General features: G+C 64.0%; 1 protein-coding gene. It reads left to right on the top strand.

The window, feature by feature from the left end:
• Window positions 1–924: non-reducing end alpha-L-arabinofuranosidase family hydrolase (locus tag ACLQ2S_RS27135; RefSeq protein ID WP_425703818.1), on the top strand; the 924-nt coding region annotated here is incomplete at its 5' end.
• Between the last annotated feature and the right edge of the window lie 2 nt (window positions 925–926).

The following is a 926-nucleotide window of genomic DNA, read 5'->3' as shown; positions in this document are numbered from 1 at the left end:
CCGCCGCCTGGTGGTACGTGTGATCTGCCGTCGTCGTATCGGTGGTCGTCGTCGGGTGCGTTGGCGCAGCCTCGGTCGGGGTGGGTGTCGTTGAAGGACTTCACGCACGCGCCGTTCAACGGTCAGCACCTGGTCTACGCCACGACCCACGACACGGGCACGTCGTGGGGTTCGATGAACTTCGGGTTGTTCTCGAACTGGAACCAGATGGGCTCGGCCAGCCAGAACCAGATGCCGTTCGCCGCGGTCGCGCCGTCGTTGTTCTACTTCGCGCCCCGCAACATCTGGGTCCTGGCCTACCAGTGGGGCGGACCGGCGTTCTCCTACCGCACCTCCACCAACCCCGCCGATGTGAACAGCTGGTCAGCACACCAGACCCTGTTCACCGGATCGATCTCCAACTCCGGCACCGGCCCGATCGACCAGGCCCTCATCGGTGACGACCAGAACATGTACCTGTTCTTCGCCGGAGACAACGGCCGCATCTACCGCGCCAGCATGCCCATCGGCAACTTCCCCGGCAGCTTCGGCTCCAACTACACCACCATCATGACCGACACCACGAACAACCTGTTCGAAGGCGTCCAGGTCTACAAACTCCAAGGCCAACAACGCTACCTCATGATCGTCGAGGCCATCGGCTCCCAAGGCCGCTACTTCCGCTCCTTCACCGCCACCAACCTCGGCGGCACCTGGACCCCCCAGGCCACCACCGAAAGCAACCCCTTCGCCGGCAAAGCCAACAGCGGCGCCACCTGGACCAACGACATCAGCCACGGCGAACTCATCCGCACCAACGCCGACCAAACCATGACCATCGACCCCTGCAACCTCCAACTCCTCTACCAAGGACGCTCCCCCAACTCCGGCGGCGACTACGGCCTCCTGCCCTACCGCCCCGGAATCCTCACCCTCCAACGCTGACA

Source organism: Micromonospora sp. DT48, from assembly GCF_049844495.1.
Classification (GTDB): domain Bacteria; phylum Actinomycetota; class Actinomycetes; order Mycobacteriales; family Micromonosporaceae; genus Micromonospora.
Note: the sequence above shows the minus strand (reverse complement) of the source record. Positions and strands in the feature narration are given on the sequence as shown.